At 51.2% G+C, this 17,588-nt stretch carries 12 protein-coding genes; 9 read left to right on the top strand and 3 right to left on the bottom strand.

Annotated features, from left to right (window positions below):
- Positions 1–165 precede the first annotated feature (165 nt).
- Positions 166–1,620 (bottom strand): phytoene desaturase family protein, encoded by a 1,455-nt coding sequence (locus IEV97_RS19025; RefSeq protein ID WP_188503079.1) that lies wholly within the window; start codon positions 1,618–1,620, stop codon positions 166–168.
- 81 nt (positions 1,621–1,701) lie between these two features.
- Between IEV97_RS19025 and IEV97_RS19020 the strand changes: the two genes are divergently transcribed.
- The 3 genes from IEV97_RS19020 to IEV97_RS19010 all read left to right on the top strand — a co-directional run bounded on the left by IEV97_RS19020 (position 1,702) and on the right by IEV97_RS19010 (position 4,371).
- Positions 1,702–2,529, top strand: a complete 828-nt coding sequence (locus tag IEV97_RS19020; RefSeq protein WP_188503078.1) for an SDR family oxidoreductase — start codon at positions 1,702–1,704, stop codon at positions 2,527–2,529.
- An 88-nt stretch (positions 2,530–2,617) separates the two neighbouring features.
- Positions 2,618–3,847 (top strand): BaiN/RdsA family NAD(P)/FAD-dependent oxidoreductase, encoded by a 1,230-nt coding sequence (locus IEV97_RS19015; RefSeq protein ID WP_188503077.1) that lies wholly within the window; start codon positions 2,618–2,620, stop codon positions 3,845–3,847.
- Between the two features lie 80 nt (positions 3,848–3,927).
- On the top strand, positions 3,928–4,371 hold the full coding sequence (locus tag IEV97_RS19010; protein WP_188503076.1) for a ferritin-like domain-containing protein: 444 nt from the start codon (positions 3,928–3,930) through the stop codon (positions 4,369–4,371).
- Positions 4,372–4,716: 345 nt separating this feature from the next.
- Here IEV97_RS19010 and IEV97_RS19005 read toward each other — a convergent pair whose 3' ends face one another.
- Positions 4,717–6,588, bottom strand: a complete 1,872-nt coding sequence (locus IEV97_RS19005; RefSeq protein ID WP_188503075.1) for a DEAD/DEAH box helicase — start codon at positions 6,586–6,588, stop codon at positions 4,717–4,719.
- A gap of 659 nt (positions 6,589–7,247) precedes the next feature.
- Here IEV97_RS19005 and IEV97_RS19000 point away from each other — a divergent pair.
- The 6 genes from IEV97_RS19000 to IEV97_RS18975 all read left to right on the top strand — a co-directional run bounded on the left by IEV97_RS19000 (position 7,248) and on the right by IEV97_RS18975 (position 16,286).
- A complete protein-coding gene (locus IEV97_RS19000) occupies positions 7,248–7,784 on the top strand; it encodes a hypothetical protein (protein WP_188503074.1) in 537 nt (178 codons plus the stop codon).
- Between the two features lie 175 nt (positions 7,785–7,959).
- On the top strand, positions 7,960–11,358 hold the full coding sequence (locus tag IEV97_RS18995) for a UvrD-helicase domain-containing protein (protein WP_188503073.1): 3,399 nt from the start codon (positions 7,960–7,962) through the stop codon (positions 11,356–11,358).
- 100 nt (positions 11,359–11,458) lie between these two features.
- On the top strand, positions 11,459–12,013 hold the full coding sequence (locus IEV97_RS18990; protein ID WP_188503072.1) for a DUF4287 domain-containing protein: 555 nt from the start codon (positions 11,459–11,461) through the stop codon (positions 12,011–12,013).
- Between the two features lie 82 nt (positions 12,014–12,095).
- Positions 12,096–12,518: a VOC family protein gene (locus IEV97_RS18985; protein ID WP_188503071.1), complete on the top strand. Its 423-nt coding sequence runs from the start codon at positions 12,096–12,098 to the stop codon at positions 12,516–12,518.
- Positions 12,519–12,679: 161 nt separating this feature from the next.
- Entirely contained in the window at positions 12,680–15,580 is a 2,901-nt protein-coding gene (locus IEV97_RS18980) for a PD-(D/E)XK nuclease family protein (RefSeq protein WP_188503070.1), read from the top strand.
- Positions 15,581–15,668: 88 nt separating this feature from the next.
- Positions 15,669–16,286, top strand: a complete 618-nt coding sequence (locus IEV97_RS18975; RefSeq protein WP_188503069.1) for a hypothetical protein — start codon at positions 15,669–15,671, stop codon at positions 16,284–16,286.
- A 65-nt stretch (positions 16,287–16,351) separates the two neighbouring features.
- On the opposite strand, the gene IEV97_RS18970 is transcribed toward IEV97_RS18975, so the two are convergent.
- Positions 16,352–17,458: an NAD(P)-dependent alcohol dehydrogenase gene (locus tag IEV97_RS18970; protein WP_188503068.1), complete on the bottom strand. Its 1,107-nt coding sequence runs from the start codon at positions 17,456–17,458 to the stop codon at positions 16,352–16,354.
- Positions 17,459–17,588 lie beyond the last annotated feature (130 nt).

Genomic DNA, 17,588 nt, shown 5'->3' with positions numbered 1-17,588 from the left:
CTCGATGCAATTGATATCTGAACTTCATATTCTCGAAAGTTTATATATAAACATAGATAAGCGCCATCTCCACCATTCAGAATAGCTAAAACCAATATAAAATCTATTCGGTTGGATGCTACATGTGGCGGGCAGAGGATTAACAAGAACCTGCAAGGGCTATACCTAAAAATGATCCCGCAGCAGTTTGTTGGCCGAGATAATACCGCTCAGGCAGACGCCCACGATTCCCTGCCCAGGATAGACGGTGTCTCCACAGACGTAAGCGCCTTTATGATCAAGCCGGGCGTCTTTCATTTGCCAGGGCTTGATGTCGCGATACTGCGGGTAGCCGCCCACCATGCCGTAGGCCCTTTGCGTCCAGAAGATCCAGGCACCAGGTGTGGCTGCGTCCAGGTATAGGATGTCTGCCCGGTTAAGTAATCCCAAAGCTTCCATTTTGGCTAGGATGGCTTCCTGCAGTTGCCTTTTGTCATCTATCCGAAGGGCAGCCGGATCGGGAACGTGCGTGCTGATCGCTACTACCCGCTCCCCTGCCTTTGCTCTGAATTCGTCTGCCGGGTGACTATAGCTGACAAAGCAGCTCTTGCTCCCGATCAGCGGCAAGCCCTCCGGCACATGCACCTGGTGGTGCAGCACAGGTATAGCCGGAACTTTGCGTAGCGCAATGGCCATGGTGAAGGCGCCGTTCAGCTTCTCGGAAGGCAGCAGGTAGGGCTTCAGTTTCTGCCTGACTTTATCATCCTGAAACAACAGATAGGTATCATTCAGCGGAATACCGCTGATCACAAAGCGAGCGTGGTAGTTGCCCGCCATACAGCTGGTTTCATAGCCCTCAGCTTTAGGTATAATCTTGTTCACATGGTGCCGGTACAGAATGGTGCTGCCCTTGCTATGCAGGTATAGCTCAAGCGCCCGGGCCAGTCCGATCATGCCGCCTTCTACATAGTAGTTGCCAAACAAGGTATAGCACAGGGCGGTTGCGCCGAAGAGCTCGTTCACTTCCTCCAAGTGGTTTTGGGCCGTGATCAGCAGTTGCTCATTCACGAAGTCCGTGAAGAGTTTATTGTCCAGCAAGTCATAGCGCCTGAGCAGATTCTGCATGGTCCTGAATGCACCCGGCAACAGGGACGACTGGTGTGGGCGGAACTGCTGTATCGCCTGCCAGAGGTCACGCACATTGGAAAACGGAAACGACCGTTGCTCCAGCGAAGTGCGCCATACCTGCTGGCTCACGCGATAGCAGTGCTGCCAGAAAGGCCGCTGACCTTTCGCACCAAACACGCGCTCTGCTTCTTTGATCCAAGCCTCAAGGTTACCATAGCGGGTCAGCAGTTGCCCATCCGGCAGATGCACCTGCATGGGTGTTTGAAGCTTGATAAGCGGGAGTTCTATACCTGTTTCATTCAGCAAATGGCGCAGGGGCATGTGCTCGTCTAAACCAACGAGGGTGGTGGCACCTGTCTCAAACCAGTAGCCTTTGCGTTTATAAGAAGAGGCGCAGCCACCCGGGTACTTGGCCTGCTCCAGCACAACCACTTTCAACCCTTTCTTCGCAAGCAGGGCGGCTGCCGTGAGCGAACCAAAACCAGAGCCGATCAGGATGACATCGTACTGCATGTATGTATAAATTTAGGCTTACCTTTGTCGCCAACGTTAACAAGTGAGCTTACGGAATGTTAACTCCAAAACACCAAAACGATGCAAAAGAAAGCTGACATCAGTATCATGGGTTGCGGCTGGCTCGGCCTTCCGCTGGCAGAAGCCCTCGTACGTTCCGGCCATCGGGTAAACGGGTCCACCACATCCGAGCCAAAAATGGAGGTTCTCCGTGAGGCAGGTATAAGTCCCTTCCTGGTAAACCTTTCCGATTCCCAATTTGACAAACAAGTGCTCGAAGACTTCCTGCGGGCAGAGGTGCTGGTGCTCAACATTCCTCCCAAGCTTCGCTCTGATGGCGGCGAGAGTTACCTCCAGCAGATGACGATATTGCGCAAGGCGCTGCTCGCTTCGCCTGTGAGCCGGGTGCTTTTCGTGTCCTCTACTTCGGTATACCCCGAGCTCAACCGCATTGTGACGGAAGAAGACACCAGCTATACCGATGAACTTGACCCGGACAACACACTCCTAAAGGCAGAACGGATGTTCCAGGACAGTGAGAACTGGGTATGTACGGTGGTGCGCTTTGGCGGATTGGTTGGAGCCAACAGACAACCGGGCCGCTTCCTGGCGGGCAAGCATGATCTGCCAAACGGGGACGCGCCTGTCAACATGATTCACCTGGAGGACTGTCTGGGCATACTGGAGCGCATTATCGCGCAGGAAAAGTGGGGACAGGTATACAACGCTTGTGCCGACGAGCACCCGAGCCGGAGAGCTTTCTACGAAGCTGCTGCAAAAGCTCTTGACCTGGAAATACCGACTTTCAAAGACATGGAAGAAACCCACTTTAAGCTGATCAGCAGTCAGAAATTAAAAGACGATCTCGCCTATGTCTTCTCCTACCCCGATCCGATGGCATTCTTGTAGTTCTTTTAAAGGTTAAATGGTTGAACGGTTAAATTGCTAATACTGAATTCAACCATTTAACCAATTAACAATTTAGCAATTCAATACAATGAACATAGTAGTGATAGGTGGCGGGGCGGCGGGCTATTTTGGGGCCATCGCCTGTGCGCAGGCCAATCCGAAAGCACAGGTGACCATCCTTGAGAAGAGCAACAAGCTGTTGTCCAAAGTGAGAGTGTCGGGGGGCGGGCGCTGTAACGTGACGCATCACTGTTTCATACCAACCGTGTTTTCGCAGCATTACCCGCGCGGCGCCAAACAGCTGAAGGAAGCCTTCAAAACTTTTGGGGCAACCGAGACGGTGGAATGGTTTGAGCAGCGGGGTGTGAAGTTAAAGTCGGAGCCCGACGGGCGCATGTTTCCGGTAACCGACACTTCACAGACCATCATTGACTGTCTGCAGCGCGAAGCCGCGAAAGCCGGTGTGGAGGTGAAAACAGGTATAGCCGTTGAGCGCATCGAGCCACGGGCTGAGAATCGGGGCTATACCTTATACCTGAACAACAACCAGGAGCTGCAGGCCGACCGGGTGCTGGTGAGCACTGGCGGCAATCCTAAAAGCCAGGCTTACGATTGGCTGCGGGCGCTCGGGCACAACATTCAGGAACCGGTCCCTTCGCTGTTTACCTTCAACGTGCCGGGATCGCCGCTAAAAGAACTGCAGGGGGTCTCGGTGCCGCAGGCCAGGGTGCGCATAGCCGGTCAGAAACTGGAGTACGAAGGGCCGCTGCTGGTCACCCACTGGGGCTACAGCGGTCCGGCCGTTCTCAAACTTTCCGCCTGGGGGGCGCGCCTTTTTCATGGCATGAATTACCGCTTTACGGCCATGATCAGTTGGGTGCACGACCAGACAGAGGAAAGCCTGCGCGAGCACCTGCACAATTTCCGGAAGGCACACCCCAAGAAAGTCGTGACCACAAACCCACTTTTCGGTCTGCCGCAGCGACTTTGGAAAGCGCTGACAGGTATAGCCGGAATCAGTGACGAAGTGAAATGGGCCGAACTACCCGCCAAAAACACCAACAAGCTGGTAGAGGCCCTGCTCCGGATGCCAGTGGAGGTAGACGGCAAAACTACTTTCAAAGAGGAGTTTGTGACCTGCGGTGGCATTGATTTGAGTCAGGTCAACATGAAAACGATGGAAAGCCGTCTGCACCCGGGCCTGCACTTTGCCGGCGAAGTGCTCGATATCGATGGCATCACGGGTGGCTTCAACTTTCAGGCCGCCTGGACGACCGGTTACTTGGCGGGCCGTGCCATGGCCGCTTCCATATCCTAGTATAGCTGTATATCCATTTTGGTAACAAAAACTGGTGGAATGCAGTACATCAGCATACAAAACCTAAAAAAAATATCACTATGGAAATTAATAAGGAAGTTTACTCAACCGTTCACCATCTTATTGAAAGATGCAAAGACGGTGTAAAAGGCTATAAAACTGCTGCAGAGGACGTGGAAGATCAGGACCTGAAAGACCTGTTCCGCAAATACGCCGTGCAGCGCGACAGCATGATCACGGAGCTGCAGGACCAGTTGCACAAAATGGGAAAGATGGACGACGAGTCCAGCTCCATCGAAGGCACCCTGCACCGCGCCTGGATCGACATCAAAGCTGCCCTTTCTTCGAAAGACAGAAAGCGTATACTGGAAGAATGCGAGCGGGGCGAAGACTATGCCGTGAAAGCCTACGAAGAGGCGATGCAGAAGAACCTGCCAGGTGAGCTGAAGCCGATCGTGGCGCAGCAATACCAGGATGTGAAGAACGCACACGACCACATTCGTTCCCTGCGTGACAGTGCCTGATTTCTTTTAGAAAGTAGATAAAACAGAAAGGAGCTTTAAAAGCTCCTTTTTTTGTGCCTCCGGATAAAGCGGCAGGTATAGAGAGGGTATAAAAGCAATAAGCCTGACATCCGTCTGATGTCAGGCTTATCAGTTCTAACTGCGTAAAACAGTAGAATAATCTTCCAACCTTTTTATGATACCTTCTTTAACGGAATGGTATAGCCAGGGTTACATGCTCTGAAAAAAAAATTTTTAAACAAAAAGGCTGACGTTTCAAGTCAGCCTTTTCTAACAATTCGAAGTTTTTTACACTTCAAGTTGTATACCTGTTTATACGATCTGCCTTTCGGCAGGTTTAGTCAATTAGAATCTTTTTTTGCGGAATCCGCCACGGTCGCCACCGCTGCTGCGACGGTCACCGCCTCTGAAAGAGTCACGGTCGCCACGGCCACCGAAACGGCTTCCACCGCCTCCGTATCCGCTGCCGCTTCCTTCTCTGCGCGGACCACGGTCACGGTCACCGCCGTAGCCGCCACGATCACGGTCACCAAAACCACCGCGGTCGCCGCCGCCGAAGCGCTTGCCACCACGATCGCCACCCCGGTCACTGAAACCGAAGTCTTCTCTGCTGCCACCACCGGCTTCGCCTTCTTTCTTCTGCGATTTCTCAACGATCACGGTGCGTCCGTCCACTTCGATGCGGCCTACTTTCTGCAGGATATCTGCTGTATATTCGGTAGGCACCTCCACAAAGCTAAACTTATCGTACAGGTCGATGTCGCCTACTTTAGAGGCAGGTATATCAGCGTTCTGGCTCAGCAGGTCGATCAGATCCTTTGGATGCACACGGTCTTTCTTTCCGATGGTGATGAACAGACGGTCGAAACCGGCTTTTGGTCCACCAAGGCCTTTTTCAGCCTCTTTACCGGCTTCTTTTGTCTTGGCTTCTTTCAAAGACATTTTCAAAAGGGCGGCGGCAATCTCCAGGGAAGTATACTCTTCGTTTACCAGGCTTTCGATTTTGGCAATGTGCTTGGTCAGGTTGCCCTTTTCCAGTACTTCACGCACCTTCTCCAGGTATACGCTGGTACGCAGCTCGTTCACGTCATCGTAAGTAGGCACCTGCTGCAGCTGGATATTGGCTTTGGTGTAGCGCATGATATCCTTCAGCTTGTACATGTCGGAGCGACCAGACACGAAAGAGAAGGCACGGCCAGACTTACCGGCACGGCCCGTACGACCGATACGGTGTACGTAGGCTTCTTCGTCCTGCGGCAGGTCGTAGTTGAACACCGCCTCCACGTTATCCACGTCAAGACCACGGGCAGCCACGTCAGTTGCCACCAGTATCTCCAGCGTAGCGTTACGGAACTTGCCCATCACGTTAGAGCGCTGGTTCTGGTTCAGGTCACCGTGCAGGGCATCGGCGAAGTAGCCGCGGGCCTGCAGGTTGGTTACCAGTTCGTCCACCATACGCTTGGTATTGCAGAAGATGATCACCGACTTCATGTTGTGCATGTCCAGGATACGGGAAAGAACTTCCTGCTTCATGGAGTTACGCACCTCGAAGTATACCTGGTCGATGTTGGTTACGGTCAGTTCCTTGTGCACCACCTTCACGATCACCGGATCGGTCTGGTAGCGCTTGGTCAGGTCCATGATCGGCTTGGACATGGTGGCCGAGAAGAAGATCGTCTGGCGCTCTTCCGGCATTTTGCTCAGCACGAACTCGATGTCGTCACGGAAGCCCATGTCGAGCATTTCGTCAGCCTCGTCCAGGATGATCTTTTTGATCTTGTCCAGCTTCAGGGTTCCGCGCTCGATGTGGTCCATCACACGGCCAGGCGTACCGATCACGATCTGCACACCCTGCTTAAGGGCACGTAGCTGACGGTCATAGGCCTGTCCGCCGTAGATAGGCACAATGCTGATGCCTGGCTTGTACTTAATAAGTTTCTGGATTTCTCCTGCTACCTGAATAGCCAGTTCGCGCGTTGGGCACAGGATAAGGGCCTGTACGCTGCGGTCGTTTTCGTCGATGCTCTCGATGGTAGGTATACCGAAGGCGGCCGTCTTGCCCGTACCCGTCTGGGCCTGGCCAATAATGTCGCGTCCTGCTAAAACTACCGGGATTGCTTCTGTTTGGATAGGTGATGCTTCTTCGAAGCCCATGTCAGCGATAGCACGCTGGACTTCCGGCGAAAGCGGAAGCTCGTCAAATCTGATTTTGTTCATTCTGTTATAATAACTTTTTACACTTCATCTGGAGACAGCCTGTCCATAAACCCTTCTTTACGAAAAAGAAGTCCGACAAGAAAAAAAATCAACCAGGTTATGCTCAAAAAAAGCGGTGTAGCCAGTTATACTTAAATCAGACTGATCCCAAATCGGCTGCAAAGATACGCAGAATAAATGAAACCGCCGTCATATGACCCAATTTATTCTTAATCATACCTGTACAAAACAATAGGTATTATTCGATTAAAAAATTGTTCTCATAAAATGGTGAACGATTATATTTATTTCAAATTCTTTTTTATTTTGCGTCGAAATATTCCAAAAAAATATTGAAATAAGAAACTACGAATTTGTTTGCCCGTAAATGGAGTACATTCACACTAGAAATCAATCCATTAACTATTATTAAAGTTTTTCATTGGTATATCCAATAAGAAGCTCGTAGTTTAGTATACAACAGGATCAAAATCAGTTAAATTTTAATTTGTGTCAGTTTATCGATATTTAAGTATCTGATTTATCTGATTCTGTTACCCTGTTGTAGTTTCCGCCCCTGCCCTTCCGCCTGAAAGCTAAATTTGAAGCCTTAACTATTGAAAAGAAATTTCACTGTTTTTAAATACCGTAGATCTTTAACCCTTTAATCCTTTCTAATTATGTTACACTTCTCCAAAATCACAGCGAAAAGCAAGGACTTTCATTTGATCGCCTCAGGCGCACTGGCCTTTAAGATCCACAATAAAATCTTGAAAGACGAAGACTTCATGAAGGGAGCCAAGGTCTCGCGCAACCTGTTGCCTAACAATGCGGTCATCAAATCCGACAAAAGCGAGGCCAAAGTCTTCTTTGTGATCATTTCTGATCTTGACAAAATGAACGCCTCTAACCTGTGCAGCATGATCGCTAAAGAGCGTGCAAAGGGTAGTTACGCCGTTTGCCAGGTCATTCCCATGTATTACAACGAGCCGTCGTTTAAGGCGCTTAAGATGCTGCGGCAGAATTTTGATGAAGTGATTGAGCTGAACAAACTGACGCTGGGCGGCGGCAAGGCACTGATGAGCACCGAGCAGCAGCACTGTATCATCACGGATTACTCTATCTCCATGGCGCGTATTGTGCGAAACGTTTGCGTAAGTGACCATGTACAGGTTAAAGACAAAGAAGAAAAGAAAGGGCAGATCGTATACGCATAGCCCTCTACTAAAACTTAGAAAGGCAACTGGCTCCTTCGCGCAGGCGGGGGAGCTTTTTGTATTTTATACCCTGACCGACAAACACTTGCTTGGGGCACCTATTATTTTAAACCCTGGCTCTGGCATAAGCCACACAGGAAATGTATCTTTAGAATCCCGTTTAACGCCGTCCGCTATGTCGCCAAACTTCAAGATACTCTCTTCCTCAGCAGGTTCCGGTAAAACCTATACCCTGACCAAGGAATACCTGAAACTCGCGCTGCATAGCACAGATCCGGACTACTACCGCTCCATCCTGGCCATTACCTTTACCAACGATGCCGCCGCCGAAATGAAGGAGCGCATTCTGGGGGCACTGCGGAACTTTAATGACCCTAACCTAAGTGGAGGGGAACTGCTGAAGAGCGAAGATTTATTGGACAAGATCACCGCTGAATTGCAGGATCGGCACCCGGAGGAGCGCTTTGAAAAAGAGCTGATCCGGCAACGAGCCGGGCGCCTGTTTACCCAAATTCTGTACAATTACAGCGACTTTTCTGTCAGCACCATCGACAGCTTTGTCAACAAGATCGTGCAGGCCTTTACGAAGGAGCTGAACATACCCTATAACTTTGAAGTGGACCTGGATTCGCAGACGCTGGTCAGCACTGCCGTGCAACTGCTGCTGGACAAGGTGAGCAACCGCAAAGACGACCTGCTGTCGGAGACGCTCGAACAGTACGCGCTGGACAAAGCCCGCGAAGGCCGCAGTTGGAACACCCTGGCCGATGACCTGGCTGAATTTGCCAAAAACCTGCTGAACGAACAGGTATACGAAGCGGTGACAGACTTGCAGGGACTGACTTTAGAGGACTTCAGGGAGATCCGGAAGCAGCTCAAAACACTTCAGGAAGGTATACTGGCCGCCCTGCAGGAGGATGCGGGCAAAGCGCTGCAAGCCATCGACCAGGCCGGACTCTCCCCTTGTGACTTTTACCAGGGCAATCGGGGGCTCTATGGCTATTTTACCAAGTTCAACCGCGAAGCTGACCTTACTTACGGGAATAACTACGCCCGTCAGACGGTGGAGGAAGAGAAATGGTATGCCGGCAAAGCTTCTACGGCCACTAAAAACCAGATCAATGGCATCCGGCAATTGCTCACGGATCTTTATAATAACATAGAGTCGATAAAGGAACAGTATGCGGGTACCTTCACCCTGATCTCGGCGGTGGTGCCGCACTTATATAAGGTGTCGGTGCTGAACGAGCTGGAGAAATGCCTGCAGGAGATCAAGCTTGACCGTAACACTGTGCATATTTCGGAGTTCAACAAGCGCATTATCGACATTGTGCTGAAGGAACCGGTGCCCTTTATCTATGAGCGACTCGGTGAGAAGTACAACCACATCCTGATCGATGAGTTTCAGGACACCTCGGTCCTCCAATGGAACAACCTGCTGCCGCTCGTCGATAATGCGCTGGCCTCGGGGCACTTTAGCATGGTGGTGGGCGATGCCAAGCAGGCGATCTACCGCTGGCGCGGCGGGGAAATGGAGCAGATCCTGCACCTTTACAAAAACAACACGCACCTGCTCTACGAAAACCGACGTCACGGCCACATGATCCGGGAGCGCTACGAGTCGGTGCGGGAGAACCTGGCCCCTGATGTGCTGCAGCAGAATTTCCGGAGCCGTCGCGAGATCATCGAATTCAATAACAAGCTATTCACTTTCTTCAGCGAGCAACACAAGGTATACGGCACCTTCACCTCCATCTACGACGACAAGTTTGTGCAGGAAGCACCTGCATCAGGCAAGTCTGGCGGGCATGTACAGATCATGTTCACTTACCCCGACGATCTGAACTACAAATACGACCTGAGCAGCTGCGTCCGCACCGAAGTATTTTATGATGACTATACCCACGAGCAGGAACTGAGCTACGACGCCAGTACGCTGAACATGGTGATTGAGCTGGTCCGTCAAGGTTTGGCCGATGGCTATACCCTGAAGGACATGGCCGTGCTGTGCCGCACGAACGCCAAGAGTAAACTGATCGCCAATTTCCTGAAGGAAAAGCAGTACGATATCATTTCTCAGGACTCTCTGTCGCTGCAGTTTGCCGAAGTGATCAACCTGATCATTGCCATGTTCCGGGTGTTTAACCGGCCGAACGATACCCTGGCGAAATCTGAAGCGCTATACCTGATCTATACCGTTACGCAGGGCAAGGTGCCCACTACGGAACTGGCCCAGACGATCGCTCGCATTTCCAACCAGACGGATCGGCAGCTGTTCTTTGACTACCTGCGGGAAGTTGGTTTTGATGTGAAAGAGCGCGAGACGGGTAACCTATCGATCTATGAGCTGACCGAGCAGCTGATCCGCATTTTCAATTTGCTGGGGCATAACAACGAATGCGAGTACCTGTTTCGCTTCCTGGACCTGGTACTGGAGTACAGCCTGAAGAACAGCAACAACCTGAACAACTTCCTGGCTTATTGGGATGTGCAGAAAGAGAAACTGAGTATCAACACACCCAAAGACCGCAACGCCATCACCATCACCAGCATTCACAAGGCCAAAGGGCTCGCCTACCCGATCGTGATTGTTCCGTTTGCCGACTGGAGTACCGAACCGCAGACAAGGGCCCTGATGTGGAGCCGTTTGTCGGACGACAACAAGGTGATGGGCAAGTTGCGTAGCGTGGCGGTGAATATCAGCTCCAAACTGGAGCATACCGAGCTGGCCGGGCAATACAATACCGAGATCGAGAAGACCTTTATTGAAAACCTGAACATGCTGTACGTGGCGCTCACCCGCCCGAAGGACAGGCTATACCTGATCGGCAACGGGAAGGATTTGCTGGAAGAGCGAAAAGCACTGAAGGCGCTGGAAGGAACAGCCAAAAACGTGAGTCATCTGCTATACCGCTACCTGGTGGCGGAAAACCTGTGGGAGCCTGGCAAGCTGTGCTACCAGGTATACGCAGGGCAACAAACAAAACAGGATAGCGGCAGCCGTGAAATCGGGCCAGTCTATACCCTGGATTACCTGCAGACAAATGACTGGGCGCAACGGCTGCAGCTTAAGCAGCATGCCAACAACGTGTTCGACTTCGAGACGCAGACCGAGCAGCGCATCCAGAACAAAAAGCTGCACTACGCCCTCTCCCGCATCCTGACTGCCGCGCAACTCGACGATGTGCTGCGGCAGATGGTCTACCAGGGCATCATCAGCGACCGTGATAAACTCGCACTGAAAGAGCGTTTGCAGGAAGTCGTAAACCACCCAAAGATCAGCCATTACTTTTCGGAAAAAGTGATCGTAGAGCACGAAAAGGAACTGCTTGATGCCCGCGCCTACCTCTACAAACCCGACCGGGTGGTATTCGACGGCGATCAGGTGGTGCTGCTTGAATTCAAACTGCCGCCACCCCAGGAAGAGCACCGCAACAAGCTCGATCACTACGCCGTGCGCTTCAAGCAATTGGGCTATGAAAAAGTAAAATGCCTGCTCTACTACTTCGATACAGAAGAGCTATACGAATGGTCTTACGGCAGCAAAAGCCAACAGATAGGCTTGGCGCTTTAGGAAGGTATAATGAGTATTGATTAATGAAGAATTACTCTTTAGTCATAACTCGAACAATCATTATTCATTACTCACTTTTCATTAAATATTAAATAACAACATGGACAAAGCAGCGCAAACCATGATCGACAACCTGGAGAAGAACACAGGGAAGTCACTCGCAGAATGGATCAAAATTGTGCAGGACACCGGTTTGCATAAGCATGGCGAGATACTGAATTACCTGAAGTCGGAACACAACTTCACGCATGGCTTCGCTAACATGGTGGCCCTCAAAGCCAAAGGAACGGACGCGGGTTCAGCAGAAAATCCGGAGGACCTGGTGGTGAAGCAGTACAAAGGCAAAGAGCAGCTGCAACCTATCTACGAAGCGCTTGTGGCGCAGCTAAAGCTGTTGGGTACTGACGTAGAGCTGGCTCCTAAAACCGCCTACGTGAGTGTGCGCAGCAAAAAGCAGTTTGCCCTGATCCAGCCTTCCACTAAAACCAGGCTAGACGTGGGCATTAACCTGAAAGGCCGCGAACCGGAAGGCAGACTCGAAAAGTCAGGCAGTTTCAATGCCATGTGCACGCATCGTGTGAAACTGCAACATGCAGAGGAGGTCGATGCCGAACTGATCGGCTGGTTGAAAGCGGCCTACGAAGAAGCCAGGTAAGGTAGAGCAGGTATAGGTATAGGTATAGGTATAGGTATAGCAGGCAGAATAGAAATTAGCTGGAAAGAGAAAGAGGAAAATTATGGAACAGAGAATTACACTTATTACACTAGGCGTCCGGAATCTGCAGCGGTCGAGGGAATTTTACCAGCAGGTGTTTGGCTGGCAACCGCTGGAGAGCAGCACAGAGAGCATCATCTTCTTTCAACTGAATGGCCTGCAGTTGGCCCTGTTCCCACAGGAATCGCTGGCAGACGACGCCGGATTGGAAGCGGATGGCAAAGGCTTTAAAAGTTTTTCGCTGGCTTATGATGTTCGCTCTGAAAAGGAAGTAGATGACCTGGTAGCAGCGCTTGCCGGCAAAGGCGCCCGTGTGCTCAAACAGCCGGAAAAGGTTTTTTGGGGAGGCTACAGTAGTTACATCGCTGACCCGGACGACAACCTCTGGGAGATCGCCTACAATCCTTTCCTCCCGATGGATGAAAAAGGAAATGTATTAAGTTAGAAAGTTTAGAAGTCAGAAAGTTAGAAAGTTGAATAAGCAGTAAGGACAGGTAGCGTCATATCCGAATCGAGCACTAACAATTTAACCATTCAACAATTGAACCTTCAACAAAATTTAATAATTCACTCCATCACTCATTCACTAAATCACTCCATAACAAAGTGCAGACCTTTCTTGAGCTAGCGGCAAAATACGTATACGAGAAGTACAAAGAGAACATCAGCGAGCTGTGCATTGTGCTGCCGTCGCGTCGTGCGAGTTTCTTTTTCAAGAATGCTCTGGCGCAGGCCGCTCCCGAACCGATCTGGTCGCCGGAGGTGTCGGGTATGGAGGACTTCATCACCAAGCTGGCCAAAGTGGATGTGCTGGAGCCGATCAATCTGCAGCTCGAGCTCTACGACCTGATGCGTGAGCAGGACCCGAACCTCGACTTCGACCAGTTTATTACCTGGGGAGGCACTCTGCTCGACGACTTTAGCCGCATCGACCAGAACCTGGTGGATACTGCCAAGCTGTTTGATTATGTGAGTGAGGCCAAAGCCCTGGAGCGCTGGGACCCGGCGCACCTCGGCAAGGAATTGACGCCCGCCGTTAAAAAATACTTCAGCCTTTGGGACAACATCGAGAAAACCTACCATAACCTGAAAGACCACCTGGAGGAGCGTAAGCAGGCCTACACAGGGATGGCTTTCAAGATGGTAGCCGATAACATTGAGCAACTGGCCAAGTCGCCTGAATGTGCCCAATACCTTTTTATTGGTCTCAACGCCCTCACCAGTTCAGAGGAAAAGATCATCCGGACGCTGCTCAAACATAACAAGGCCGAAGTGCTCTTTGACTCCGACGACTTTTACATGGAGGAGGGAACGCCTAACCGGGCCGGTAGCTTCCTTCGAAGGTATAAGAGCACCTGGAATCTGCCGGACTGGCGCTGGCAGCAAAACATGTTGCTGACTGACGAAAAAGAGATCAACGTAATCGGGGTGGCCAACGCGAGCATGCAGGGCAAACTGGCGGGTCAGCTGATTCAGGAGATCCGCTCATGCGACAAGCACGCACAGGTAGCCGTGGTATTGCCCGACGAAACACTCCTGCTTCCGGTATTGCACTCTATACCGAACGAGGTCCCCAACTACAATGTGACGATGGGACTCAGCTTTAAAGGCACGCCGCTCTACAACCTGATCGACCTGCTGTTTGATGTGCACCTTACGGGCGTGACCCAGCTGCAGGAGTCGGGCTACAAGGTATACCAGTACCATCACCTCACGGTGACCAAGCTGCTCTCCCACCCTTTCATCCGAAGGTATGAGCTATACCTGAACGAGCAAGCCGACAAGCAGGAGTTCCACGGTTTTGTGCAGCGTGTGCTGGACCAGATCGTGCAGGATAACCGTGTGCTGATAACGGCCAATGATTTGCTGAAGATGGGCAAGCACGAGCCACTCTTCGAAGTGCTGTTCAAGTCCTGGCGCGACTGCGATGACATCATCGCCTCGCTATACCAGCTGATCGACCTGCTACACAAAATGTACAGTCACCAGCCCAGCACCATCGAAACCGAGTACCTCTACATTTTCTATACCATCGTCAAGCGCCTCGATACAATCTTCGACTGCCGGGAACAGAAGATATCGGTACGCAGTTTCCGCAAATTCCTCAACGAACTGATCGCCCGACAACGCCTGCCTTTCAGCGGGGAGCCCATCTCGGATTTACAGATCATGGGTATGCTGGAGACCCGTGCACTCGACTTTGAGAATCTGATCATCCTGTCGGTGAATGAGAATACACTGCCAGCTCCGAAGCGTCATGAGTCACTGATGCCTTTTGATGTGCTCAAGCAGTTTGGCCTGCCTACTTATGCCGAAACCGAAGGCGCCATGGCCTACAATTTTTACCGCCTGCTGCAGCGGGCCAAGAACGTAAACCTGCTTTATGTACTTCCCTCCGACACCTATGGCTCGGGCGAGAAAAGCCGCTTTATCCTGCAGTTGCAAAACGACCTGGCGCTGCGTAACCCGAAGATCAAGTTCCGCGACCTGACGGCCACCGTGGAGTTGCGCGACCAGAAAAAATACGACGAGGATATTGTCATCCACAAAGACGCCCAGACGCTGGAGCAACTGCGACAGGAGCTGAAGCGTGGCCTCTACCCTTCGCACCTGAACATGTACATCAACTGCTCACTGCAGTATTATTTCAGCCGCATTGCCAAGATCAGAGAAATTGATGAGGTGGAGGAGCAGCTTGGAGCAGACCAGTTCGGTACCATCGTGCACCAGGTGCTCGAGGATTTTTTCCGGCCATTCGAGCAAAACGGACAGCCGATCGAGAAGCAGCATGTGGAGCAGATGCTGCAGGCCTTACCGGCCAAAGTGGAAGAAGAATTCAGGAAAGTAACGCGCGGCGCCAGTCCGGAGCGCGGCATGAACTTTCTGCTGTTCAAAGTGGCCGTGCAGGTGCTCGAAAAGTACCTGGAGAGTTTGCTAAACTCAGAGGATGAACTGCCGCTCTACGTATTGCGCCTTGAGGAACAGCTGGAAACCACACTCGAGGTGCTGGTGGGCGATGAGCTTATACCTGTGAAGGTGGCAGGCAAAGCCGACCGTATCGACCTGAAAGGCGCCGAGCTCCGCGTGATCGACTACAAGACCGGCAAGGTGGAGCGCAACCAGGTGAACGTGAAGCCGGATGATGTGGCCCTGCATTTTATCACCTCGCCCAGGTATGACAAAGCCCGGCAGTTGTGGCTCTACGAGTACATTTTGCAGCGCAACCTGCAGCAAAAGCCGGGGCTCTTGCTTCGTAATGCCAGTCATATGGACCCGGCGCGAATCGTACCCAAGTCAGGTATACTGTCGTTCCGCAACCTCGACGCCGGTGTGCTCACCGCTGACTTTCCGTTTGAACAGGCTACCGGCCAGGATTTTATCACAGCATCTGAGGCCTTGCTCACCCGCTTTGTACAGGAACTGCTCGACCCGAAAGAGGTCATCCGGAAAACGAAGGAACTGGAGATTTGCCAGTACTGTCCGTACCGGGGCATTTGCGCGCGTTAAGCAATAAATATCTAAATTTTACAATATTATTTAATGGAACGTGCAACGTTTCGGCGATTATGGGTATCATGCATTTAAAAGAAAGCCCATGAAACGAAAGCATTTATTCAGAGCCAACGCCCTCTTCTGTTTATTACTGTTCCTGTTTTCTTGTGATAAAGAAGAAGTAATAGAACCTGTAGAAGCCGTCATTCCGCTGCAGGTTGGCAATGAATGGGTGTATGATGTCATCGAGTATACTTCGGATGGCAAAGTCTTGTCAACCAGCTCGTTCAGACGACAGGTGGTAAAAGACACATTGATCCATAAAACCACCTGGTACATACTAAATAACGGCATGATTGTTCGGAATGACAAAGACGGCTATGTGCACTATCGAAAGGATGCCAGAGAGCAGTATATCACGTACCCTAGTCCAGAAATGTCCGGTATAGCATACGGGTATCAATACCCGAACTATACCTTATGGATTTACCACAGAAGAGCGCCGGGCCTGGTGGAGGTGCCTAATTCATCTCACGCGAGCCAGGCGATTGAGTTCAGCTTTGAAAGGCAAACCGAACAAAAAGCATCCTCCGCTCTGAGCACTACGTGGGTGAAAGAATACGTGACTCCTGAAATTGGCATGATCCGGACGGACTGGTACTACGCCGACTCCGACAAGCTGATGCGGCGCTATGAGCTAGTCAATTACCGGGTACAGTAAAGCTTGGCTAAATCTACTTTGTCGAAGGCTCAGTCATCTGCTTTGCTCAGGTATAGCGCCTTGCTTTACTGATCTCCGATTTTAATGACGGGCTTCACTGTAACGCCTTTTTCAGAATCTTCCACCGCTTGGTTTATCTGGTCGAAAGGATATACCTTGATCAATTTGTCGAACGGGAACTTGCCTTGCTGGTAGAGTGCAATCAGACGCGGGATGAAGATGTCCGGAATGCTGTCTCCTTCCGTGATGCCTCGTAGCGTAAGCCCTTTCCCAACCAGGAGGTTGGGGTCGAGTTGCACGAATTTATCAGGCGGCGTTACCCCCACAATGCCGCACACACCTTTTGAAGCCAGCGATTCGAGCGCACTCACTATTACCTGGATGTTGCCGGTGGTGTCGAAAGCGAACTCTACCCCATTCTCCATAATTTGAGCCAGAGTTTTACCCAGGTCCTGGTCTTTGCTGTTGATGGTGTGCGTGGCACCGCACTGCTTGGAGAACTCCAGCCGCTCCTGGTTTATGTCCACAGCAATGATGGTGGTGCAACCGACCACGTTGGCAGCCATAATGGCAGACAAACCCACGGCTCCGGTCCCGAAAATGGCTATACTTGATCCGGCATCCGGGTTCAGATTATTCATGACAGCGCCCGCGCCTGTCTGAATGCCGCATCCCAAAGGACCGAGGATCTCCAATGGAACATCATTAGGCACTTTCACCACATTTCGTTCAGTGGCCAGCGCATAAGTGCCGAAAGAGGATTGCGAGAAAAAATTGCTGCTCAGGGCTTTTCCGTTCTGGTGCAGGCTGTGTGAGCCGTCGAGCCGGCTGCCTCCGAAATTTAGGGGCAAGATATAGTAACAGTAGGCGGGAAAGCCTTTCTGGCAGTTCGGGCAATGACCGCACGAGCCGAAGGACATTACTACACGGTCACCGGGTTTCACTTTGGTAACATCCTCTCCCACTGCTTCGACTATACCTGCGCCTTCATGCCCCAGCACCACGGGCAAAGGCGTTGGCATTTGCTGGTCGCGTACAGCCATGTCGGTGTGGCACATGCCGGTTGCCACTACTTTTACCAGTACTTCATTGCTTCGTGGTTCATCCAGCTCGACTTTTTCAAGCACAAATTCCCCACCCTTCTTTTTCGTAATCGCCGCTGTAATCTCCATAATTATAAATTTTAATAATTCTTATACCTAATTGTACGGAGATGTGTATAGAGAGGCTTTACTTTTGTTAAAATGTGCAGCTGCTGGCTGGGCGGTGAAAGGTTAAACACTAAGGAAAACAACTGACATG

The sequence above is a fragment of the Pontibacter amylolyticus genome, assembly GCF_014638845.1.
Lineage (GTDB): Bacteria > Bacteroidota > Bacteroidia > Cytophagales > Hymenobacteraceae > Pontibacter > Pontibacter amylolyticus.
This window is presented reverse-complemented; position numbering and strand designations above follow the sequence as displayed.

Bases quoted from the DNA above. Each gene is read 5' to 3' on its own strand.
- IEV97_RS19000 (WP_188503074.1), top strand. From the start codon at position 7,248: ATGTTACACTTCTCCAAAATCACAGCGAAAAGCAAGGACTTTCATTTG.
- IEV97_RS18970 (WP_188503068.1), bottom strand. From the start codon at position 17,458: ATGGAGATTACAGCGGCGATTACGAAAAAGAAGGGTGGGGAATTTGTG.
- IEV97_RS19015 (WP_188503077.1), top strand. From the start codon at position 2,618: ATGAACATAGTAGTGATAGGTGGCGGGGCGGCGGGCTATTTTGGGGCC.
- IEV97_RS18975 (WP_188503069.1), top strand. From the start codon at position 15,669: ATGAAACGAAAGCATTTATTCAGAGCCAACGCCCTCTTCTGTTTATTA.
- IEV97_RS19025 (WP_188503079.1), bottom strand. From the start codon at position 1,620: ATGCAGTACGATGTCATCCTGATCGGCTCTGGTTTTGGTTCGCTCACG.
- IEV97_RS18985 (WP_188503071.1), top strand. From the start codon at position 12,096: ATGGAACAGAGAATTACACTTATTACACTAGGCGTCCGGAATCTGCAG.
- IEV97_RS19005 (WP_188503075.1), bottom strand. From the start codon at position 6,588: ATGAACAAAATCAGATTTGACGAGCTTCCGCTTTCGCCGGAAGTCCAG.
- IEV97_RS18990 (WP_188503072.1), top strand. From the start codon at position 11,459: ATGGACAAAGCAGCGCAAACCATGATCGACAACCTGGAGAAGAACACA.
- IEV97_RS19010 (WP_188503076.1), top strand. From the start codon at position 3,928: ATGGAAATTAATAAGGAAGTTTACTCAACCGTTCACCATCTTATTGAA.
- IEV97_RS19020 (WP_188503078.1), top strand. From the start codon at position 1,702: ATGCAAAAGAAAGCTGACATCAGTATCATGGGTTGCGGCTGGCTCGGC.
- IEV97_RS18995 (WP_188503073.1), top strand. From the start codon at position 7,960: ATGTCGCCAAACTTCAAGATACTCTCTTCCTCAGCAGGTTCCGGTAAA.